At 34.2% G+C, this 21,694-nt stretch carries 19 protein-coding genes; 8 read left to right on the plus strand and 11 right to left on the minus strand.

The genetic code is table 11. The features are described from left to right. Positions 1–808 precede the first annotated feature (808 nt). The 5 genes from LNP81_RS24065 to LNP81_RS24085 all read left to right on the plus strand — a co-directional run bounded on the left by LNP81_RS24065 (position 809) and on the right by LNP81_RS24085 (position 6,261). The gene (locus LNP81_RS24065; protein WP_230039780.1) at positions 809–1,468 is read left to right on the plus strand and encodes a response regulator transcription factor; all 660 of its coding nucleotides are present in this window, start codon (positions 809–811) and stop codon (positions 1,466–1,468) included. Between the two features lie 95 nt (positions 1,469–1,563). Continuing rightward, on the plus strand, positions 1,564–3,042 hold the full coding sequence (locus LNP81_RS24070; protein WP_230039781.1) for an MFS transporter: 1,479 nt from the start codon (positions 1,564–1,566) through the stop codon (positions 3,040–3,042). Between the two features lie 104 nt (positions 3,043–3,146). After that, a complete protein-coding gene (locus LNP81_RS24075; RefSeq protein WP_230039782.1) occupies positions 3,147–4,409 on the plus strand; it encodes an alginate export family protein in 1,263 nt (420 codons plus the stop codon). A 200-nt stretch (positions 4,410–4,609) separates the two neighbouring features. Next, positions 4,610–5,233: a class I SAM-dependent methyltransferase gene (locus LNP81_RS24080; protein ID WP_230039784.1), complete on the plus strand. Its 624-nt coding sequence runs from the start codon at positions 4,610–4,612 to the stop codon at positions 5,231–5,233. Between the two features lie 257 nt (positions 5,234–5,490). Further along, complete coding sequence (locus LNP81_RS24085) at positions 5,491–6,261, plus strand: alpha/beta hydrolase (protein ID WP_230039786.1); 771 nt, start codon at positions 5,491–5,493, stop codon at positions 6,259–6,261. A 77-nt stretch (positions 6,262–6,338) separates the two neighbouring features. Here LNP81_RS24085 and LNP81_RS24090 read toward each other — a convergent pair whose 3' ends face one another. Next, a complete protein-coding gene (locus LNP81_RS24090) occupies positions 6,339–7,049 on the minus strand; it encodes a Crp/Fnr family transcriptional regulator (protein ID WP_230039788.1) in 711 nt (236 codons plus the stop codon). Between the two features lie 183 nt (positions 7,050–7,232). Here LNP81_RS24090 and LNP81_RS24095 point away from each other — a divergent pair, with 183 nt between their 5' ends. From LNP81_RS24095 to LNP81_RS24105, 3 genes are all read left to right on the plus strand, one after another. Next, positions 7,233–10,751 carry a nitrate reductase gene (locus tag LNP81_RS24095; protein ID WP_230039790.1) on the plus strand — a complete coding sequence of 1,173 codons (3,519 nt, stop codon included), beginning with the start codon at positions 7,233–7,235 and terminating at the stop codon, positions 10,749–10,751. 324 nt (positions 10,752–11,075) lie between these two features. Then, the gene (locus LNP81_RS24100) at positions 11,076–12,506 is read left to right on the plus strand and encodes a rubredoxin (protein ID WP_230039792.1); all 1,431 of its coding nucleotides are present in this window, start codon (positions 11,076–11,078) and stop codon (positions 12,504–12,506) included. Between the two features lie 378 nt (positions 12,507–12,884). Then, positions 12,885–13,523 (plus strand): hypothetical protein, encoded by a 639-nt coding sequence (locus LNP81_RS24105; protein ID WP_230039794.1) that lies wholly within the window; start codon positions 12,885–12,887, stop codon positions 13,521–13,523. A gap of 184 nt (positions 13,524–13,707) precedes the next feature. Here the strand turns inward: LNP81_RS24105 and moaA are convergent, their stop codons facing one another. From moaA to LNP81_RS24155, 10 genes are all read right to left on the minus strand, one after another. Beyond that, positions 13,708–14,715, minus strand: a complete 1,008-nt coding sequence (moaA, locus tag LNP81_RS24110; RefSeq protein WP_230039796.1) for a GTP 3',8-cyclase MoaA — start codon at positions 14,713–14,715, stop codon at positions 13,708–13,710. Beyond that, the gene (gene moaCB / locus LNP81_RS24115) at positions 14,702–15,616 is read right to left on the minus strand and encodes a bifunctional molybdenum cofactor biosynthesis protein MoaC/MoaB (RefSeq protein ID WP_230039798.1); all 915 of its coding nucleotides are present in this window, start codon (positions 15,614–15,616) and stop codon (positions 14,702–14,704) included. Before moaCB ends, moaA begins: the two co-directional genes overlap by 14 nt. After that, entirely contained in the window at positions 15,609–16,046 is a 438-nt protein-coding gene (locus LNP81_RS24120) for a molybdenum cofactor biosynthesis protein MoaE (RefSeq protein ID WP_072972525.1), read from the minus strand. Before LNP81_RS24120 ends, moaCB begins: the two co-directional genes overlap by 8 nt. 231 nt (positions 16,047–16,277) lie before the next feature. Beyond that, complete coding sequence (gene moeB / locus LNP81_RS24125; protein ID WP_230039800.1) at positions 16,278–17,348, minus strand: HesA/MoeB/ThiF family protein; 1,071 nt, start codon at positions 17,346–17,348, stop codon at positions 16,278–16,280. Between the two features lie 11 nt (positions 17,349–17,359). After that, positions 17,360–17,596 carry a MoaD/ThiS family protein gene (locus LNP81_RS24130; RefSeq protein ID WP_230039802.1) on the minus strand — a complete coding sequence of 79 codons (237 nt, stop codon included), beginning with the start codon at positions 17,594–17,596 and terminating at the stop codon, positions 17,360–17,362. Further along, complete coding sequence (cobA, locus tag LNP81_RS24135; RefSeq protein ID WP_230039804.1) at positions 17,596–18,387, minus strand: uroporphyrinogen-III C-methyltransferase; 792 nt, start codon at positions 18,385–18,387, stop codon at positions 17,596–17,598. The genes LNP81_RS24130 and cobA overlap by 1 nt, the downstream gene beginning before the upstream one ends. A 5-nt stretch (positions 18,388–18,392) precedes the next feature. Beyond that, a complete protein-coding gene (locus LNP81_RS24140; RefSeq protein ID WP_230039806.1) occupies positions 18,393–18,965 on the minus strand; it encodes a molybdenum cofactor guanylyltransferase in 573 nt (190 codons plus the stop codon). 220 nt (positions 18,966–19,185) lie between these two features. Continuing rightward, the gene (locus tag LNP81_RS24145) at positions 19,186–19,932 is read right to left on the minus strand and encodes a sulfite exporter TauE/SafE family protein (protein ID WP_230039808.1); all 747 of its coding nucleotides are present in this window, start codon (positions 19,930–19,932) and stop codon (positions 19,186–19,188) included. A 146-nt stretch (positions 19,933–20,078) separates the two neighbouring features. After that, a complete protein-coding gene (locus tag LNP81_RS24150) occupies positions 20,079–21,251 on the minus strand; it encodes a molybdopterin molybdotransferase MoeA (protein WP_230039810.1) in 1,173 nt (390 codons plus the stop codon). Positions 21,252–21,420: 169 nt separating this feature from the next. Further along, entirely contained in the window at positions 21,421–21,678 is a 258-nt protein-coding gene (locus LNP81_RS24155) for a DUF6755 family protein (RefSeq protein WP_230039812.1), read from the minus strand. Positions 21,679–21,694 lie beyond the last annotated feature (16 nt).

Raw genomic sequence — 21,694 nt, forward strand, 5'->3', positions numbered from 1 at the left:
AGGAATCTTCACAAAATAAATTCCAAATTCCAATTCTTAGACAATCTTGTCAGGCTGAGCGAAGTCGAAGGAACACAATCTTAATCACCAATCTTTGATAAATGAATAATGTAATTCGCAGCAAACTTTGTCAAAGTTTGAAACCAAGACTATAACAAACTTTAAAACTTCATATTTTTTGCATACTTTTTATCTGCAAATACATTAATAAACAATTGTTTATAATTTCGTTCTGTTGTAATTGAATAGCCTCCAGCTTTAGCTGGAGTTCAAAATAGAAGCTAAAAAAAGGCTTTAGCCAAATTTTTGTACAGATGCTTAAAACTACAACTTATTTGGCTAAAGCCTCCAATCTAATGTAATCCGCTTTAATCTCCAGCTAAAGCTGGAGGCTATTCAATTCTAAAATCTCGTTGTAATATGCGCGTTCCAGTGCATTAAATAAAAGTATTTAATACCTAAAATTTACCTTAAAAATCTAAGAAAAACGCTCTGTCTATCATTGAATTTTGTAAATTAAGGCAATTTAATTGGTTGTAAATTAATCGAGTAAGTTCTTATAAAAAAACAATAAAAGTTCCTTACAGCCTTGGTCTTAAACTTTGACAAAGTTCAACCTAAGACCATTCTCAAATAGCAACATATAACTTATAATATGATTCATTTTTTAATGATATTTTAATGTTGGCTTTAATATTAGAATTTGCAATTTTAAAAAATTAGAAATTAAAATCTAAAAATTACGTATATTAGCGTCTTCTTTGTAGATGAATATACGTAAAAATCCAAAATAAAATTTAAGTAAATTATGAGTAATATCATTCGTGTAGTACTGGCAGATGATCATGTTTTTGTAAGAGATGGAATTAAATCATTACTTGAAAACGAAGCAAACATCGAGGTTGTAGGAGAAGCAATCGATGGTGCAGATGCTCTTGAAGTGGTTGCAGCCAGCAAACCTGATTTACTTATAGTAGATATTCGTATGCCTAACTTAACCGGTATCGAGGTAGTAGAAAAACTTAGAGGCGAAAATAATAACGTAAAAATCATCATGCTTTCTATGCACGAGTCTGAAGAATACGTATTAAAGTCTATAAAAGCCGGAGCCGATGGTTATTTATTAAAAGGTTCAAGCAAAGAAGAATTCCTAAAAGCACTGCATACCGTTGCTGCCGGCGGGAAATATTTTAGCGGCGATATTTCGTCTATCTTAATTAGCCAATTGACCAACTCTTCAACATCATTAGAACCGAAACAAAGCTTGTCCGAAGAAATGATGATTACCAAAAGAGAAAAAGAAATCCTCACACTTTTATTGTCCGGAAAAGGAAACAAAGAAATCGCTGAAGCACTTGATATCAGTAAGCGTACTGCCGAAGTACATCGTTTTAACTTAATGAAAAAGTTAAAAGTTAAAAATTTAATGGAACTTTCGAATAAGGCGACTGAGTATTCGTTACTATAAATTACGTATAAATACGTAATTATTTTTCAATAACTGCGTTTTAGCAGTTTTTAACTAAGTTATAGTACTTATTTTTATCAAAAATTATAAGTGCTATGAAAACTACAAACCCATTATCTCAATCTCACAAAATTTTAATTTTGAACACATTGGCATTTACAGTGTGTTTTGCCTGCTGGACACTAAACGGTGTTTTAGTAACTTTTTTAGTCGATAACGGAATTTTTCACTGGAGCGTTGTTCAGGTGGGATGGCTTCTGGGTATTCCTATATTAACAGGTTCTATAATGCGTCTGCCAATTGGAATTCTAACCGACAAATATGGCGGAAAATACGTTTTTTCACTTTTACTCCTCCTCTGCTCGATTCCTTTATTTCTGCTTCCTTATGCCGACAGTTTTTTTATGTTTGCTTTATTGAGTTTTTTCTTCGGAATGGTCGGAACAAGTTTTGCTGTCGGGATTGGATATACCTCGATTTGGTATCCAAAAGAATGGCAAGGACGTGCCCTGGGAATCTTCGGGATGGGGAACGCCGGAGCCGCAATAACTACTTTTTTGGCACCTTCCTTATTAAATCATTTCTCTGTTGATGATCCTCAAAATGGCTGGAAAATATTGCCTGTTATTTATGCCATTTCATTATTGGTAATTGGAGTCGCCTTTTTGATTTTTGCCAAAAATAAAAAAATAGAAAATAATACAAAAAGCGTTTCTCAAATGCTGGGTTCTTTAAAATCAGCCAGAGTCTGGCGTTTTGGAGCCTATTACTTTTTAGTATTCGGATGTTTTGTGGCTTATTCGCAATGGTTATTACCCAATTTCATGAATGTCTATCAAACCAGTTTAGTTATGGGCGGTTTATTTGCAACGCTTTTTAGTTTGCCATCTGGCGTGATTCGTGCTTTTGGAGGATATTTATCAGATAAATTCGGAGCCAGAAAAGTGATGTATTGGGTTTTGAGTTCATCAGTAATTTTAAGTGCTTTATTGATGATCCCCAAAATGGAAATCACCACTACAGGCCCAGGCGTTTTAGCTACTAAAAAAGGTACTATAACTTCGGTTTCAAATAATAATATCACGATTGGAAAAACAGATTTTGCGGTCGCACAAAAGAAAGAAGATGCAAGCGAAAGCTCGATCTTTCCAACCAGTACATCCTGGCAGCAAGTCGTGGTCGAGCAAAACCAAACGGTGAAGAAAAAAGAACTTCTTGCTAAAGGAATTACAGTGATTAAATTCGATGCTAACATGTGGGTTTTTCTGGTTTTAGTAATACTAATTGGTATTTCGTGGGGAATAGGAAAAGCGGCAGTTTACAAACATATTCCGGAATATTTCCCTAGCGAGGTTGGCGTTGTTGGCGGTATGGTGGGCATGATTGGCGGTTTGGGCGGTTTCTTTGGGCCAATCATTTTTGGATATCTTTTAACAGCAACCGGAATCTGGTCCAGTTCATGGATTTTTATTCTCATTTTTTCTGCTATCTGCCTGATTTGGATGCATTATACCATAAGCAAAATTATGAAAGAAAAATCACCTATTTTTGCAAAAGTAATTGACAGACAATAGATTAAACAAAACTTTTAGAGCAAAAAATAAGCATTAATATGATTTTTATCATATACAATGAGCTATTTTTCTTATAATTTTGCTGATATTTAAAGAAACCAATTATGAAAAAACTTAAAGTAATTCTATTCTTATTATTAGTAGGAATTAGTCTTGATATTCAGGCACAGGAATTAGATGTAAATTTACAATTAAGACCCCGTTTTGAATATCGTAACGGATACAAAACACTTATACCTGAAGGTACAGAAGCAACTTCTCAAATCTCACAACGTTCAAGATTAAATTTTAATTACAAACAAGATCAATTATCTGCAAAATTAACTCTACAGAATGTTAGAACATGGGGAGATGTAGGTACAACTGCAACTTCTGATAAAAATGGCATTGCCGTTTTTGAAGCTTGGGCACAATATGACATCAGTGAAAAATGGAGCGCAAGAGCTGGTCGCCAAGTACTTTCTTATGACAACCAACGTATTATGGGAGAAATTGACTGGTTACAACAAGGACAAAGCCACGATGCCTTAATGGTCTCTTTCCACCCAAAAAATCACCAGCTTGATATGGGATTAGCGTATAACTCTGATGCCGAAAACAATTTTCAAACTCCTTATAAAGTAGGTAATTACAAAGCGATGCAATACGCATGGTACCATACTAATGTAGACAAATTAGGTATTAGTTTATTAGTTTTGAATACGGGTTATGAATATGCTAATCCTGCACAAAAACTACTAGTTGATTACAAACAAACTTTTGGAACTTACCTGACTTACAAAACCAAAAAAATTGACGGTAACTTAAGTTTCTACGGTCAAACCGGAAAAAGTACAGACAATCAGGTTAGTGCATGGGATGGAGCAGTAAACTTTGCATATGCTATAACAGATTCATTTAAAGCAGGTGTTGGTTACGAATATTTATCAGGAAAAGATACAAATGACGGAAGTACAGTAATCAAATCATTCAATCCTATTTTTGGTACTAACCACGCATTCAACGGTTACATGGATTATTTCTATGTTGGTGGAGGTCATCAAAACAGTGTTGGTTTACAAGACGCTTCTTTGAAATTCAATTACAATGTAAAAAAATGGCAATTTGCATTAATGCCACACGTATTCTTATCTGCTGCTGATGTAGTGGTAGCAAACAAAAAAATGGATTCTTATTTAGGAACTGAGGTTGACTTTACAGCCGGATTCAATTTCAAAAAAGATATTACACTTACAGGAGGATATTCTCAAATGTTTGGTACTAAAACTTTAGAAGTTCTAAAAACTCCTGGATATGCAGGACATACCAACAACTGGGCATGGTTAATGATTTCTGTAAACCCTAGAATTTTTAGCTGGAAGAAATAGTTAAACTCTAATAACAACAAGACAATTTACCCTTTTTCTCTTTTAGAAAAAGGGTATTTTTTTGTTTTCTATATTAAGGGCATTTACTCTTATAATTGGGTATATTTGATGTACAAAAAACTAAATCTTTCTTATTTACCTGAAAGAATAATCAGTAAAGCATCTCTTGATGCAATCTTAAATCTCAATAACAAAAAACCATGAACAACACCTGGACAGACAGATGGAACGACCGTTACAGCAGCGAAGAGTTTGCTTACGGAACAGCACCCAACAATTTTTTAAAAGAACAATTAGAGAAACTAAACCCCGGAAGTATTCTTTTTCCGGCTGAAGGCGAAGGTAGAAATGCTGTTTTCGCAGCCCAAATAGGTTGGAAAGTCTCCGCATTTGATATTAGTGCCGAAGGGAAAAACAAAGCCCTTAAACTAGCCGAAGCAAATAATATTGTAATTGATTACCAAGTTGGAGAACTGGAAACCCTTAATTATCAGGCTGAACAATTTGATGCGATTGCATTAATTTATGCACACTTTCCTGCAGCGATTAAATCATCCATTCATAAAACATTAGAAACTTATTTGCGTAAAGATGGATACATCATTTTTGAAGCTTTCAGCAAAAAACATTTAGAATATCTGGCTATAAACGATAAAGTTGGCGGACCAAAAGATATTGAATCCCTATTTTCTATTGAAGAAATACAATCTGATTTTCCTGATTATGAAATCATTCAGTTAGAAGAAAAAGAAATCGAATTAAACGAAGGTTTGTTCCATAACGGAAAAGGTTCTGTTATTCGATTTGTTGGAAAGAAAAAATAAGCTTCCTAAAAACGTTTCGTAGAGATGTATAAAAAAATTACTAGTGTACATCTCTACACCATTTCCCTTTCAAAAACAATAACTAACTACAATACAGTTATTTAAATTAAAATCAATTGTTAAAATAAAAACTTTTATTTGTATTTTAGTACAAAAAAAAAGAAACTATCTACAAGCGGCAACCTCAATTAAAAGGTTGTTTCTCATTTTGCATTGCCCTATTCTAAAATTAGTATCAATTTTAAATAACCTTAATAATGGCAAAATCAAAAACAATTGTGTTAGTACACGGGATGTTCGTGAATGATAGTACCTGGTCAGAATGGAAAAATTACTATGAGCAAAAAGGATATACGGTGTATGCTCCTGCAAATCCGGGACACGATGGCGATCCTGCAGCACTTCGGGAAAATATACATCCGGAACTTGTAGATACAGGCTTTATAGATGTAGTAGAGAATATTGCAAAACTGATCGATACCTTACCCGAGAAACCGCTTGTAATTGGGCACTCGATGGCGGGATTAGCGGTACAAAAACTGATTGATTTAGGCAAAGCCGATGCCGCAGTAAGCATCAATGGAGCACCTCCCAAAAATGTTTTACCTCCATTTTCAACAGTAAAAATTGTATGGCCGGCAGTAAACTTCTTTTCCAGTAAAGGTTATTATTTAGGATCAAGAGACTGGTACAATCGTGCCTTTTTTAATACACTTCCCAAACCTGAACAAGACAAAGCTTACGATCTGATTGCTGTTCCCGAAAGTAGAAAAATTGGTAGAGAAACCCTTTTGAAATCTTTTTCAAATGCCGATTTCAAAAAACCGCATCAGCCAATTTTATTTATTGGCGGAGGAAATGACAATATATTTCCGCCAGCCTTAACCAAAAAAATTGCTACTCAATACAAAGATCCCAACAGCAGAGTTGATGTAAAAATTTATGATACCAAAAGTCATTTTATTTGTGGCGAAAAAGGCTGGGAAGAAATAGCAGATTATATATTAAATTGGTATTCTAATTTATAAATCTCATCAAAAGAGACGTACAAAAGAAATACATTATTGTGCGTCTCTAAAATTATAAGTAATAGTACTTAATCCACTTAAATAGTAAAATATTTATGTTCCATAATTTCAGATCGCAATTTAGGAACAGCCAAAATCCCTATTTTTTTACCAATGGTTTTAATGAGCATTTCTTTTTTCAGATTCGAAAGTACACGAATAGCCTGCTCTTCTGTAGTTCCTGCAAAATCAGCAATCTCTTTTCTGGAAAGTTCAATATCTATTAAACCGTCAATTAGACCAAATTTACGATGGATGTACAGCAACAAATCGATTACACGTTCGCGCACATTCATATGGGCAATTTTACGAATGTTGTTCTCACTTTTATTGAGTTCATCGGCATAAAATAACATTAAAGCATAGGTAAATTCAGGAATCTTCTGAAGAATTTCTAACATCGTTTCGTTACTAAAATTGCATAAAACAGTATCTTCCAAAGCAGAGGCACCAATTAAATATCTACTGCTCGTTCCAAATCCACGAAAACCTATTGTGTCTCCGTTTTTTGTTAACCGAACAATTTGTTCCCTTCCGTTTATTCCGGTTTTTATTGTTTTGACTTTACCTGAACAAATAAAATACAACCCTTTTATGAGATCACCTTCTTTAATAAAAGAATTCGATTTTTTACAAACAAAAGTTTCTTTCCTTAAAACATATTCTTTCATCTGTTCTAAATGCAAATGTTTCTTAATAAAACAATTTTCGTTGATACAGGTATAACAAATAGGTTGCTCTTCTTTCATGAGTTCAAATTTTATGCATGGTACACTAAATTGTTGTTCCTCTTTTATTTGAATCAAAAGTAGAAAAATAAATTATAAAAATAAGTATTTATACGTAAAAATACTTATTTTTGTTTAAGAATAAATAAGTGAATTATTTAGATTTAAACAGATTTCATTAGTTATTACTTAAAAAAAGCTGTGATGCAAAATACCAAAATCAAAACTACGTGTTCGTATTGTGGCGTTGGCTGTGGCATAATCGTAACCAAGGATGCCAAAAATGGCGTAATGGTTACGGGCGACAAAGACCATCCTGTCAATAAAGGAATGTTATGTTCTAAAGGAATGAATTTGCACTACGTAGTCAATGACACATCAGACCGAATTTTATATCCAGAAATGCGTGGCAGTAAATCCTATCCGCTGGAACGTGTAAGTTGGGATACTGCACTTGATCGCGCCGCAGCTGTATTTACTTCTATCATAAAAAAACACGGTCCTGACAGCGTTGGATTTTACATTTCAGGTCAATGTTTAACCGAAGAATATTATCTGGTAAACAAACTCGTAAAAGGCTTTTTGAAAACCAATAACATCGATACAAATTCGCGTTTGTGCATGAGTTCAGCCGTTGTGGGGTATAAAAAAACTTTTGGCGAAGATTCTGTACCCATTGCTTATGATGATATCGAATTGGCCGATACCTTCCTTATTACGGGCGCAAACCCCGCTTGGTGTCATCCTATTTTATTTCGAAGAATAGAAAAACACAAAGAGAAAAATCCTAAAATAAAAATCATTGTTATTGATCCAAGACGCACGGATACAGCCGCTTTTGCCGATTTACATTTACAAATTATTCCCGGATCTGATATTATTTTATACCATGCCATCGCCAAACGTATCATCGAAAAAGGCTACGTAGATCATGATTTTGTAAAAAACAATGCCGAGAATTTTAAACAATACAAAGACTTAGTTTTAAGTACTTCTTTAGAAAAAGCTTCCAAAATTTGTGGTATTTCGGTTAATGATATTAAACTTGCTGCCGATATTATTGGCAAAGCCAAAGGTTTTATTTCGCTTTGGGCAATGGGACTGAACCAAAGCGCTGTTGGTGTAGATAAAAATACCGCTTTATTGAATTTATCTTTATTAACGGGACAAATAGGCAAACCGGGTTCAGGCCCATTTTCGTTAACAGGACAACCTAACGCAATGGGCGGACGAGAAGTTGGCGGAATGGCGACACTTCTGGCGGCGCATAAAGACATTGCGAATCCGGAACATCGAAAAGAAGTCGCTGATTTTTGGGGCGTCGATGCAATATCAGACAAACCGGGTTTAACCGCAACCGAAATGTTTGAAGCTTTGGAGTCTGGAAAAATGAAGGCCGTCTGGATTATCTGCACCAATCCGTTAGTAAGTCTGCCGGACTCCCGCCGAATCGAAAAAGCATTGCAAAATGCAAAATTTGTAGTGGTTCAGGATATTTCGCATAATGCAGATACTTCAAAATATGCTGATTTATTATTACCCGCAGCCGGTTGGTTAGAAAAAGAAGGAACAATGACCAATTCAGAGCGACGAATTTCTTATTTGCCAAAAGGAATCAACGCTCCCGGCGAAGCACTTTCGGACATTGAGATTTTAATTCGCTTTGCTAAAAAAATGAATTTCAACGGTTTCAACTTTAATAGTGCCGAAGAAATTTATAAAGAACATTGCGCACTGACCAAAAATACCAATATTGATATTTCATTCTTAAATTATCATCGTTTAAAAACCGAAGGTACTTTTCAATGGCCTGTTCCGGATTACGGACATCCGGGCACTCCCCGACTTTTTACGGATAAAAAATTCTATACACCATCACAAAAAGCAATTTTCAATTTACCAACGGCTATAGAAAATACATCAGAACAGCCTAATCCGCAGTTTCCGTTTATTTTAACTACAGGACGAGTTCGCGATCAATGGCATACGATGACCAAAACCGGAAAAGTATCGAGATTGATGACGCATACGCCAAGTCCGGTTTTAGAAATAAACCCAATCGATGCTTTTAAAAATGATATTAAAAATGGCGATATTGTAGTTGTATCGAGCAAAAACGGAGAAGTTCGTGTAAAAGCAAAAGTTACAGATGCTATCAAAGAAAAAGTTCTTTTTCTGCCAATGCACTGGGGAAAACAACTCGAAAATGACCTGAACAGAACTAATAATTTGACCAATACGGTTGTTGATCCCGTTTCTAAAGAACCTGATTTTAAATACACAACGGTCAATATTACCAAATATGTAAAACCGTTCCAGAAAATTGCTATTGTGGGCGCCGGAGCAGCTTCTTTTAGATTTATTCAGAATTATCGTGAGTTCAATCAAACAGATGAGATTGTAGTTTTTTCTAATGAAGTAAACCCATTCTACAACAGGGTTTTACTTCCGGAATATATGACCGGCGAATTTAGCTGGGAACAATTGCTAAAAGTAAAAGATGGTGAGGCTTTAAATAAATTAAAAATCACCATGAATGCCAATGTGGCAATCACGAAAATTGATTCCAGCAAAAAAACAATTACAGATAGTTTAGGCGAAATACATACTTATGATGCTTTGATTATGGCAACGGGAAGCCGTCCTTTTGTTCCTGAAAATGCACAACTACACCTTCCGGGCAGATTTACTGTAAGACGCAAAGAAGATGCAGATCGTTTAAAAAAACATCTTGACAGCACTAATCTACCACCCGAAGAACAACACGTTGTTATCATTGGCGGAGGTTTATTAGGTTTAGAACTGGCTGCTGCTTTAAAGCATAAAAAAGTTAAAACAACTATTGTTCAAAGAGCGTCACGTTTAATGGAACGTCAACTAGACCGAATTTCGAGTAAATTATTAGCAGAGGAAGTTCAGCTTCGTGATATTCAGATTTATTTTGATAATGAAGTAAGTACTGTTTTTGAAACTGATAATCCGAATGAAATCGAAATTGCCCTAAAAAGTGGCAGAATCATCACAGCAAATGCGATTGTTTATACGATTGGAACAATTCCGAATATCGAAATCGCCCGAGAAAGCGGACTTGCCTGCGGACGCGGTGTAAAAGTAAACCAGTATTTGCAAACCTCTAATCCTGATATTTTTGCTATTGGAGAAATAGCCGAATTCAACAATAAATTATTCGGAATCACTTCTGCTGCCGAAGAACAAGCTGATATTCTGGCTAACTTTTTAGCAGGTGATATTAGCAGTTTTTACAAAGGTTCTATTTTAATGAATATTCTGAAACTGGAAGATATTAACCTCTGTAGCATTGGTGACATCGAAATTCCGGAAAACGACGATTCATATGAAGAGATTATTTTTGCCGATCTTAAAAAACGCTATTACAAAAAATGTATCGTAAAGGATGATTTGCTTGTTGGTGCTATTTTAATGGGAGATAAAAATGAATTTGCCGAGTTTAAAACCATGATCGAAAGCAAAATAGAATTATCAGACAAGCGAAATTTATTATTAAGAGGAAGCTCAAATGCAAAACCTGTTCTGGGAAAATTAGTTTGTTCCTGCAGTCAGGTCGGAGCCGGAAATATAGAAGAAACGATAAAAAGCGGCGTAAACAATTTTACGGATTTATGCAAAAACACAGGTGCAGGATTAGGCTGCGGTAGCTGTAAAACTGAGGTTAAGGAGATATTGGCAAAGTGTAAAGTTTAGTTTTTAAAGTTTCAAGTTACTTTGAACATAAATTTTACCACAGAGGTCACAAAGTTTTTTCGCAAAGTTTCGCAAAGGATTAAGTTGTGAATTTCTTTTCTATCGAAAAAAGTTCACAAAGCTATATGCTAAAATCTTTACCCAAAGCTTTGCGAACTTTGACTACTTATTAAACACAAACTAAAAAATCTTTGCGAAACTTTGCGAAAAAACTTTGCGAACTCTGCGGTTAAATCAACACAATCCAATAACCTGACCCGAGGCTGAAAGCCGAACAGACAAAGCAAACAAAAAAAAACTGAAACCTGAAACAAAAATAAAGATATGGAACTAACAAGATTAATAGTAAAAGGAGGCGTTATTTCGCCGGGAGAGTTAAGAGAAGTAGTCAATATGGCGATGGATCAGGGTTTAGATTCTATTTCCTTTGGTTCAAGGCAGGATATTATTTTTCCAAAAGGATTTAAAACTTTAGACAAAGAAAAACTGGGCAAACATCACTTTGTTTTTCCAGAGCAAAAAAGCGGAAATAATATTGTTTCTTCTTATGTTTCTACAGATATTTTCAGGAATACTAATTGGCTTACAGGCAATAAGTTTTTGTACATTCTGGAGCAATTTAAAGAGCAGCCACGATTAAAAGTTAACATCAATGATCCCAAGCAACAGCTTGTACCTTTGTTTACCGGACATCTTAATTTTATTGCTTCAGAGCATGAAGATTATTGGTATTTATACATTCGTTTGCCCAATTGGGAACGTATGGAAGTCTATCCCATCCTGATTTACAGCTGGGATATTGCACAATTTTATTACGAAATCGAAAAAATTACAGCCGAAGAATCTATTGGTATCGATATGATATTTGCGCTTGTTAGCGAAGCTTTAGACACCAATAATAGAACAATTGACAAGCCATTGAATATTCCGTTTTATCCATTTCCTTATTATGAAGGTATGAATAGAATGGGAATCGACCAGTATTGGCTCGGTTTGTATTGGAGAAATAATTTATATGATCTGGGTTTCCTGAAAGAAATGTGTGATCTATGTTTTGATTGCAAAATAGGAAAAATATGTATTACGCCATGGAAATCTTTTATTGTAAAAGGAATTCCGAAAGATCGAAAACTCGAATGGGAAAAATTCCTGGGTAAGCGAGGCATCAATGTCCGCCATTCGTTATTAGAACTCAATTGGCATTTGCCTGTAGCGCTAGAATGGGCTCTGAATCTTAAAACATATCTTGTTCGAACACTTGATCAATTTGATATCAGCACTTACGGACTCACTTTTGGCATATCAGAATACAATCGCGACGGACATTATTTTACATCGATTGTGGTCGAGAAAAATGAGTTGCCTAAGGATCTTGAATCCATTAAAATCAGAGATACCTATAATGTTTTGTATGCAAAGAACTTCGACGCCAATACACGCGAATATGTGGTGCATTCGCAAGATATCGACAAACTCGAACTCCCTACCATATTAATTGAGCTGAGTCGGAAATATTTCGAAGAACTTGGGAATTCTATTCCTGAAACAACAGAAAATCCACAGAAAAAAGAAAAACCACAATTAGACATTTACCAATGTCAGGAATGTTTAACGCTTTATAAATCTGAATACGGAGATGAAAGCCAAGGAATTCCTAAAGGGATTTTATTTACCGATTTAGCAGAAAGTTATTGTTGTTCTTTATGCGAAGCCCCAAAGAGTAATTTTAAGATTCTGGAAATTGTCGGGAATTAAACGGCTTTCTTTCATTAGTATTTTCAGGAGCTAATCCAGCTGTACGCTATATCTTTTACTTTTTAAAGAAAAAAGTAAAAGGATGCCGCTTCCATCTGGGCTAGGGCACTCGTTTTCAAACTAAAAATCAAGTAAAACTATCACTTATCATTCTTTCATCTTTACAAAGTAATTTACATTATTTCTCAAGTAGAATTGTTAAGAGATTTTAGTTTTAAATTTTTACCAAAAACTCAATCTATTAAAAATAAGTACGTTATCGTTAATTTTTAAATAAAAACTTAACATTGGCGGACTTGTTTTATGTTTATCTTTACTTAACTGTTAATTAACAATTTAGTTACATTGTAGCAATTACTCATCTAAAAACGCATCAATATGGAAAACGAGAACGAAAAAATTACCCAGGAAAAAACTGATTCACCAACACCTGAAAATACACAGCCTGTTACAGAAAATAAAAAAACAGTAAATACACCGGCTACAAAAACACCAGTTCGCAGAGCAGCACCTGTTAAACCAACAACGGCTGCAAAACCTGCTACTCCAACAACTACAACGCCAAAAGCGACAACAAAAACTGCAGCAACAACTTCACCAAAACCTGCAACCAGAAGAGCTCCTGCAAGAAAAATTACTCCGGCTGCTATTGAAAAAACAGAAGAAATAACAACTCCAAAAGTAACAATCAAAGAACCAGTAAAAAAAGAATCATCAGACAGTAAAGCTGATGCCGCGGTTGCAACAAAAGGAGAAAGTAAAAAAGATAAATCAACAGATAAAAAGAAGAAAAAAGTGAAAGACAAAGACAAGGAAAAAGAGAAAAAGAAATTAGCGAAGAAAAAAGATCAGGCTAAAAAAGACAAAAAGAAAGAAAAAGCTAAAAAAGCAAAACAAAAAGCTGCTGCTAAGAAAAAAGAAAAAGCTAAAAAAGCTAAGGAAAAAGCAAAAGCTAAAAAAATAGCCAAAAAGAAAGCGAAATCTAAGAAAAAAGACAAAGCAAAAAAGAAGAAATAATTTAGAAAGAAGGTTTGACTTGAAAAAGTTAGACCTTTTTTTTATGTCGTAAAGGCCTATAATAGCCCCGATAGAAGTGGAAATCCTTTTGTTCCGGGGTTCGGAACAAAAGATTGGAACGTATAGCGGGATCAGCTCCTGAAAAAAAATTACATCGAAATCGAAATGACAATAAGCAAAGAGATTAACCTCCAATCGCAATCATACTACGATTATCAAAGTGAAGTTTAGGATCATCGATTTCTTCGAGCGTAACCATTCCTGCTCTGACTTTCTTTTTACTTTTTATAGACTCAGAAATCAAATTAGTAATCGATTCACCATTTCTTAAAGCTGTAAGTAAATCGGTTTCGGAATTAGAGAAAAGACAATTTTTGATTTTTCCGTTTGCCGTAAGGCGGATTCTGTTGCAGCCATCACAAAACGGATTTGTAATAGAACTTATGATTCCAAAATCGCCCTGAAAATCCTTTATTCTATAAGTTCTCGCTGTGAAGTTTTTTTCGTCTTCGAGTTTCTGAATTTCTTCAGAAGAGAAAGTTTTCTCCAGTTCTGATAAAATCTCGTTTTGAGAAATCATTTTACTTCTGTCCCACTCGTTTCCGGCAAAAGGCATAAATTCGATAAAACGAACTGATAAAGGCAAATGCTGCGTTAATTTGACAAAATCTACAATTTCATTTTCATTAAAACCTTTCATCAAAACTACATTTACTTTTACCTTAAAATCATTATTCAAAAGCAAATGCAAATTATCAACTACTTTCTCAAACTGATTTCTAAGCGTTATCGAATGAAATTTAGATGAAATCAAGGTATCGAGACTCAAATTGATCTTATTGATTTTGTTTTGTTTTAAAACATCAATATGGCGATCGATTAAAATACCATTTGTAGTAATCGAAAGAGCAACTCCAAGCGTGGCTAATTTTGAAGCAATCTCAGGAAAATCTTTTCGTAAAAGAGGTTCTCCTCCTGTTAACCTTATTTTATCAACACCATTTTCTACGAAAGTGTGGGCGATCGAAAAAATCTCATCGGCCGTCATTAAACTGGCTTTTGGAGATAATGCGATTCCGTCAGCAGGCATGCAATACGTACAACGCAAATTGCATTTCTCTAACAGCGAAATACGCAAATAATTGTGTTTTCGCCCAAAATCATCCGTTAAAATGGTTTTAGAGGGTATCATGATTTTTTCCTTTTAAAATATGAAAAACATGCAATACATGAGGGAAAATCGCGTCCATAGATTCTCTGGCACCGTTTGTTGATCCCGGCAAAGCCAAAACCAAACTTTTTCCTAATCTTCCTGCAACTGTTCTGGACAACATCGCATACGGCATTCTTTGCTGACCATAATTGCGAATCGCTTCTTCAATTCCCGGAATTCTGCTTTCCAGTAATGGCGATAAAGCTTCGGGTGTAACATCTCTTGGTGATAATCCTGTTCCTCCCGTAAAAATAACCAACTGATGTTCTTTGGCGAAAGCCTTAGTTTTTTCCTGAATAATATCTAATTCGTCAGGAATAATTTCATAATGCGCCGTTTCTACTCCGCAGGCATTCAATTTTTCTACGATGATTTTTCCGGAACGATCTTCTTTGTCACCCGCAAAAATAGAATCAGAGCAAACAAAAACTGCTGCCTTAATTACATTCGAAAACTTATTTTTGAAAGATGATTTTCCACCATCTTTATTAATTAATTTAATAGTCGAAATTTCGATTTCTTTATCAATCGGTTTCAGCATGTCGTACATCGTCAACGCAACTATCGATGCTCCATGCATGGCTTCAACTTCGACTCCTGTTTTGTAAACTGTTTTTACATTAAAGATAATTTCGATCGTTAAACCTTCAATTTTATATTCAACTGAAGTAAACTCAATTGGAATGGGATGACAATCCGGAATCGATAAATGCGTGTTTTTTACTGCAAATAATCCGGCAGTTTTCGCCATTTCGAACACATTCCCTTTTGGCACCAGATTATTCACCACAGCATCAATTGTTTCTTGTTTACTTACTTTGACAATTGCTGTTGCTGTTGCAGCTCTTAAGGTGTTTATTTTATGCGTAATATCAACCATTAGTATTTTGTTTCCAGGTGAATGTATCGTTTTCAAACATTTCTTTACCAAAAATTGGCACATCGGTTTTTATCCAGTTTACAATAGCTTCTGTCGCTTCATAAACTTGTTTGCGTCGCGTTGCCGAAACAAATACGAATAAACAAATTTCACCTGCTTTTACCACGCCTAAACTATGATAAATATGCATGCAGGTTAAGTCGAATTTTGCAAAAGCTTTTTCGCGAATAGCATGTAAAGCTTCGTTTGCCATATCAGTATAAGCTGAATAATCGATCGCGACAACCGTATTATCGTGAATAACATCGGCACGAACTTGTCCTAAAAAAATATTATGCGCCCCAATCGTATGTTTTGATTGATGTTTAGCAATTGACTCAGCTATAAATTCAGGAGCAATTGGCCCTTCTACAAATACATTTTTACTCATTTTTTATGTTTTTTGCCAAAGATTAAAGGATTCAAATGATTTTTCATTCTGCCACGAATTACGCTAATTTCTCGAATTAAATCATGGCAAATTAACCACAATCTTGTCATTTCGATGGAGGAGAAATCTAGCGAGAAACTCCATAATCTTTGTCGGGCTACTAACGAAGATTCTTCGTTCCTCAGAATGACAAACGAGACGAAACAACTAATTATCTTTATTTATCTGTGGCTATATTATTATCTCTTTTAGTAATTGATTCATTGCCAAAGCTCCGCCAACAATACTTTTTATATTTTTAAATTGGTGTTTATCAAGCAATTCAACAGCTAGTTTACTTCTGACTCCGGATTGACAGAAAATGTAAATGGTTTGGTTTTTATCCAGTTTTTCAATTTGATTTTCTAAATTCATTAAAGAAATCTGGATTTGATTCTTCAAATTGATTTTTGGCGATTCATCACTATTTCTAACGTCTAGAAATAAAACCTCATCATTATTGATTTCATCTAAAACCGAATCAAAATTCACCTCTGCAATCTGATTTTCTTCTTTATATTTTTTATCAAAAATCTCTTTGTTCATCAATTGAACATCGCTTTTATCAAAGTCATATTTCTGCTGTTCATTATTCAAAATATTATACACTAGAATTTTACCATTCAAAACTTCTCCAATTTCCAGAATCATTTTGATAACTTCATTTGCCTGAAGCATTCCGATAATTCCAACCGTTATTCCAATTACTCCAGCATCTTCACAACTGGCTGATTGTGTATTTTCATCCGGATACAAACATCTGTAAGTGGGTCCGTTTTGATAATTAAAAACCGAAACCTGACCCTGAAATCTAAAAATAGATCCGTAAACCATTGGTTTGTTAGTTATTAAACACGCATCGTTTATGAGATATTTAATTGCAATATTATCCGTTGCATCAACAATAATATGATAATTTTCGAATAAGGAAATAGCATTTTTTCCGGATAACTTCTCTGTAACTGCATTCACTTTTACAAGCGGATTCAATTCAGTAATCATCAATTTCGCTTCCTCTGCTTTATATTTTCCAACAGCTGAACTTTTATAAATTACCTGACGATGCAAATTCGAAATTTCGATAACATCATCATCAACAATCCCTATTTCGCCAACACCGGCTGCAGCCAAATATGGCAATATCGACGCGCCCAAACCTCCTGCTCCAATAACCAGAACTTTTGCTTTAGAAAATTTATCCTGACCGTCCTCTCCTATTTCAGGAAGAATTATTTGTCTGTTATAACGTGCTGTTGTTTTCATACAAACTCAATTTATCCTCCTGCAAAAGGCGGTAATAAGGCCACAATATCACTTGTTTGTAACTTGTAATCTGTTGCTTTTGGTACAATTTTTTGGTTTACTGCCACGCTAAAAGAGATAGATTCAAATCGATATTTCTCCTCTAAATCCTGCAATAAATCCTGCAGTGATACTTCAGAAGAAACTATCTTTTCGAAACTACATTTCGTTTTTTCAGCCACAGCACCAAAATATTTAATCTCAATCATTATTTTAAATTTAAATTCTGAAAAATAAATTCATCTTCAAAATGTTCCTGAAAATAAGAAGTCAGACTTGAAGTATTTTTTACTACTTCACCAATCACAATAATTGCCGGCGACGAAATTTTATTTTCAGCTACTAATTTACTAATTGAACTTATCGTTCCTACTACTTTTTGTTCGGTATTTTTAGTACCATTCTGAATAATCGCTATAGGCAAATCGTCTTCTCTATTTTGCTGATAGATTGCAATGATTTCCTCTAATTTATGCATTCCCATCAAAATAACCACCGTCGCATTCGATTTTGAAGCTAAATGAACATCTTTAGATAATTCATGATTAGAAGTTGTTCCTGTAATTACCCAAAAACTTTCGGCAATTTGTCGTTGCGTCAAACTTATTCCAACCGAAGCCGGAACTCCAAGAGCAGATGAAATCCCCGGAACAATATTAGTTTCTAACCCAAATTGTTCTGCAAATTCTATTTCTTCACTCCCTCTGCCAAAAATAAACGGATCACCACCTTTTAAGCGTACTACATGACCATAACGATTTGCCATAGAGACAATCAATTCGTTAATCTGATCCTGCGTATAAACGTGGCAGCCTAATCTTTTACCCACAAAAACAATTTCTGCCTTTGTTGCATATTGTAATAACTCTTCATTGACAAGCGCATCATATAAAACAACATCAGCATTCTCTAAAGCTTTTATTGCTTTTAATGTAATTAATTCGGCATCGCCAGGACCTGCGCCTACAACAGTTAATTTTGGTGTTTTTAAATTTCGCATAATTTTTAACTTAAATTGATATTCAGGTCGTTTAATTCGTCAACGGAATTAATATTAGTCAAATGAAAATTTTCACTCTCTTCTATCGTGATGATTTGATGCGGAATTTTCGCTATTAAATTCATCATTTTTAAATCGTCATTATCAATTGCGCTTTTGATAATGGGTAATACTTTCTTAGAATAAATTCCAATTAAAGGATGCATTCTGCTTTCCGAAGCAAAAACGGTAATTTCAGCTTCCTGATTGTGTTTCGAAATTAATTCTGATAATAATTCAGTAGAAATTAACGGAATATCACAACTCAGAATCAAATTGAATTCTGTTTCAGAATTGGTCAACGCTGTGTAAATTCCTCCCAAAGGTCCTTTATCAGTTATTATGTCGGGTATTTTTTGGTACGATAAATACTCGTATTCTTTATTATTCGTTATTAATTTTATAGTCGATGTAATGGGTAAAACTGCTTTAATAATATGCTCAATAAATGGTTTATTCTGAAACAGGACTAATCCTTTCTCAGCTTGCATTCGGGAACTTTTTCCTCCACAAAGAATAAATACTGTTAAAGCTTCCATGACTAATTTTTGTTTCAGGTTAAAATGATAAAAATTTTACCGCAAAGGGCGCCAAGATTTTATTTTCTATTGAGTTTAAAATAAAGTTCGCAAAGCTGAATCAATACAAAGCTTGCGTACTTTGTTGTTTTCACTAAATTACTTAGGCAAAAGAACATTGTGTACTTTGTGGTTAATTTTTTGTCAAATTTCAGGTTTTACCATTGTTACTTATTTTTTTTTATGGAAAAATCAATTTTATACTTGCCATTAAAATCACGGTTCCTAAAACAAATTTTAATGTCTTATTAGAGAAATAGCCACTACCGTAAAACCCTCCTAAAACTCCTCCAATAACTGCAATTGGAACCAAATAAAAACTCTCTGTCGGGATCGTTTTTCCTCCTAAAAAGAAGCCTAACATACCAGCAAATGAATTCACAAAAATGAATAAACTTGATATTGCTGCAGACTCTTTTACGGTTGCCCAACCTAAAAATAATAAGATTGGGCTCAGGATGATTCCTCCGCCAATTCCTAACATTCCAGACAATAAACCTATTATAAATCCTATTGCCAATGCAAAAGGCAATTTAATCTCAACTGCTTCTTTTTCTTTAAAACTAAATAATCCAAACAATCTGAATGCGGCAAAAACCAATACAAGACCCAAAATAATTTTATAAATGGTATTATCCAAAGTGACAAAACCTCCAATAAATGCCGCTGGAACTGAGGCAATCGCAAACGGATAAAATAGCTTTGGCTTGAAATAATTCATTCTGTAATAAAAGAAAAACGAAATACTGGATACAAATAAATTCAGCAGTAATGCCGAAGGTTTCATAATCGCCACCGGAAAAGCAAAAATGGTCATCAAAGCCAAATAACCCGATGCACCGCCATGTCCTACACTAGAATACAAAAAAGCAATCACGATCAAAGCGAAGCTGAATAATACAATATTTTCGGAACTAAGAAGGTTCATACTTTTTGTTTCAGGTTTTATTTTTTGTTTCAAGTTTCAAGTTTTCCTTGTTTCAGGTTTATGCTGTATGTTTAAATTTACATACTGCATTTCAAACTTTTTACTCAATTTCTTTATTCTATTCTCTTTACTCTATTCTCAAAACCCTAATCTATTGGCAAAAGAGTAACTAATTGTCCTTTTTTCAAACTTTCTACATCATTCGGAACCACTAATAAACTATTGGCGATTGCAAAAGTATTTAGCATTGCTGAACTCTGACCGTCTAAAACGGTAACATGGGTTTCATCATACAAAGCTTTTAAAAATAATGTTTTTCCGGTTGTATTGGTAACATTCTCATTCAATTTTCGAAGCATTTTCTTTAAATGAATGTCTGAAAATCCCATTCTGTTTTTGATTGCCGGATATACATAAATATAAAAATTAGTTAATGATGAAGCCGGATTTCCGGGTAAAGCAAAAACTAAAGTATCATTTTTAGATCCAAAAAACATAGGTTTTCCGGGTTTCTGGTTGATTTTATAGAAAAGTTCCTGTACTCCGTTTTCTAATAACGCTTCTTTTACAAAATCATAATCTCCAACAGAGATTCCTCCTGATATTAAAACGATATCGTATTTCTTTAAAATTTCTTTTAGTGCTTTTTTAGTAGCCTTGAGATTGTCCTTTACTTTATAAACTTTGGTTTTCTTCACTCCGATTGTCTGAAGTGCAGCCTGTAACATCACCGAGTTACTTTCGTAAATTTTTCCTTTAGATAATTTCTTACCAGGTTTTACTAATTCGTTTCCGGTTACTAAAATTGCCACTTTGGGCTTTTGATATACCTCAACTTCAGTTATTCCTAAACAGGCTAAAAAGCCAATTGCAGCGGGTGTAATTAAAGTATTCGCCTTAAAAACAACTTCTTCTTTTCCAATTTGCTCTCCTTTATTCCGAACATTAGTAAATCGTTCCGGCATTCTGGTAATTAAAATGGAACTTTCAGTAGCCATTACATGCTCCTGCATGATCACAGTATCGGCATTATCAGGTACATGAGCACCTGTAAAAATCCTCACTGCTTCATTTTCGTTCAGCTTTATTTTTGAATGATCTCCGGCCTGTACAATACCTACCACATCATATTGATGTTTTTCGCTATGAATAAATGCATAACCATCCATTGCCGATTGACGAAATGGCGGCATTGCAATTGGAGAATACACTGTTTCTGCCAGAATATATCCCAGTGATTTACTCACCTGAATTTTCTGAACTGGCATGTTCGTGCTATTCTCTACAATAATTGATAAGGCTTCTTCGACTTGAATCATGTTGGCTATTTTGTATATAAGCAAAAAATACTTATTACAAATATAAGTATTTTTACTTAGTTTAAATCATTAGTAATCTAAAATTTTAAAAGAATATAAATTTAAGCTTAATTCTTCATATACTTCCAGAAAAAACGACAAATAGCTTTGTTATTCTGTATAATAAATTTTATTTCGTTATTTTTCTTTTAAAATTTCCGGATGGCAAATAATACATCCATGCAAATCCGATAAAAAACAGGACTGCAGAAGCTATAAAAGCAGGTAATAAAATCTCTTTATTATTATCTAAAGCGTTATTCAGGGAAGCATAAAGTAACCATATTTGAATACTCACATTTAAAATTAAAACAAAAATGAGTGTCGAAAGTATGTTATTAAGCTTATTAGGATTAGCGCGATTCTGACTTCTTCTAAAAGTACTCATAGCTTATTGAATTTAG

This window comes from Flavobacterium piscisymbiosum (assembly GCF_020905295.1).
Taxonomy (GTDB): Bacteria; Bacteroidota; Bacteroidia; order Flavobacteriales; family Flavobacteriaceae; genus Flavobacterium; species Flavobacterium piscisymbiosum.

Excerpts from the sequence above, each read along its gene's own strand:
- LNP81_RS24065 (WP_230039780.1), top strand. The coding sequence starts at position 809 with ATGAGTAATATCATTCGTGTAGTACTGGCAGATGATCATGTTTTTGTA.
- LNP81_RS24070 (WP_230039781.1), top strand. The coding sequence starts at position 1,564 with ATGAAAACTACAAACCCATTATCTCAATCTCACAAAATTTTAATTTTG.
- LNP81_RS24075 (WP_230039782.1), top strand. The coding sequence starts at position 3,147 with ATGAAAAAACTTAAAGTAATTCTATTCTTATTATTAGTAGGAATTAGT.
- LNP81_RS24080 (WP_230039784.1), top strand. The coding sequence starts at position 4,610 with ATGAACAACACCTGGACAGACAGATGGAACGACCGTTACAGCAGCGAA.
- LNP81_RS24085 (WP_230039786.1), top strand. The coding sequence starts at position 5,491 with ATGGCAAAATCAAAAACAATTGTGTTAGTACACGGGATGTTCGTGAAT.
- LNP81_RS24090 (WP_230039788.1), bottom strand. The coding sequence starts at position 7,049 with ATGAAAGAAGAGCAACCTATTTGTTATACCTGTATCAACGAAAATTGT.
- LNP81_RS24095 (WP_230039790.1), top strand. The coding sequence starts at position 7,233 with ATGCAAAATACCAAAATCAAAACTACGTGTTCGTATTGTGGCGTTGGC.
- LNP81_RS24100 (WP_230039792.1), top strand. The coding sequence starts at position 11,076 with ATGGAACTAACAAGATTAATAGTAAAAGGAGGCGTTATTTCGCCGGGA.
- LNP81_RS24105 (WP_230039794.1), top strand. The coding sequence starts at position 12,885 with ATGGAAAACGAGAACGAAAAAATTACCCAGGAAAAAACTGATTCACCA.
- moaA (WP_230039796.1), bottom strand. The coding sequence starts at position 14,715 with ATGATACCCTCTAAAACCATTTTAACGGATGATTTTGGGCGAAAACAC.
- moaCB (WP_230039798.1), bottom strand. The coding sequence starts at position 15,616 with ATGGTTGATATTACGCATAAAATAAACACCTTAAGAGCTGCAACAGCA.
- LNP81_RS24120 (WP_072972525.1), bottom strand. The coding sequence starts at position 16,046 with ATGAGTAAAAATGTATTTGTAGAAGGGCCAATTGCTCCTGAATTTATA.
- moeB (WP_230039800.1), bottom strand. The coding sequence starts at position 17,348 with ATGAAAACAACAGCACGTTATAACAGACAAATAATTCTTCCTGAAATA.
- LNP81_RS24130 (WP_230039802.1), bottom strand. The coding sequence starts at position 17,596 with ATGATTGAGATTAAATATTTTGGTGCTGTGGCTGAAAAAACGAAATGT.
- cobA (WP_230039804.1), bottom strand. The coding sequence starts at position 18,387 with ATGCGAAATTTAAAAACACCAAAATTAACTGTTGTAGGCGCAGGTCCT.
- LNP81_RS24140 (WP_230039806.1), bottom strand. The coding sequence starts at position 18,965 with ATGGAAGCTTTAACAGTATTTATTCTTTGTGGAGGAAAAAGTTCCCGA.
- LNP81_RS24145 (WP_230039808.1), bottom strand. The coding sequence starts at position 19,932 with ATGAACCTTCTTAGTTCCGAAAATATTGTATTATTCAGCTTCGCTTTG.
- LNP81_RS24150 (WP_230039810.1), bottom strand. The coding sequence starts at position 21,251 with ATGATTCAAGTCGAAGAAGCCTTATCAATTATTGTAGAGAATAGCACG.
- LNP81_RS24155 (WP_230039812.1), bottom strand. The coding sequence starts at position 21,678 with ATGAGTACTTTTAGAAGAAGTCAGAATCGCGCTAATCCTAATAAGCTT.